Origin of the sequence: Pseudomonas karstica (assembly GCF_009707515.1) — a bacterium.
Lineage (GTDB): Bacteria > Pseudomonadota > Gammaproteobacteria > Pseudomonadales > Pseudomonadaceae > Aquipseudomonas > Aquipseudomonas karstica.
On sequence record NZ_WLYI01000110.1, the window covers coordinates 1 to 247 of the forward strand.

1 protein-coding gene is annotated in these 247 nt (G+C 58.7%); it reads right to left on the reverse strand.

Translation table 11 applies throughout. From position 1 onward, the window contains the following. On the reverse strand, nucleotides 1-247 hold a 247-nt coding region (locus GIR22_RS26080), incomplete at both ends, for an immunoglobulin-like domain-containing protein (protein ID WP_178122477.1).

Genomic DNA, 247 nt, shown 5'->3' on the forward strand with positions numbered 1-247 from the left:
GCCCACGGTGGTGGTGGCTGTCAGGACCACATCCACCTTGTCGATGGTGTCGTTGATGGTGGTGGTTGCGCCGTCGCCCGCGACTTCCAGTTTCTCGAAGTTACCGCCAGTGGCGTCGGTGATTTTGAAGGTCTGGGTGCTCTTGTCGATGAACACGTCATCAGTTGGTGCATCAACAGTCACGGTGCCGACGGTTTCGCCGGCCTTGATGGTGATGGTCGAGCCGTTGTCGAGTTTCAGGGTGACG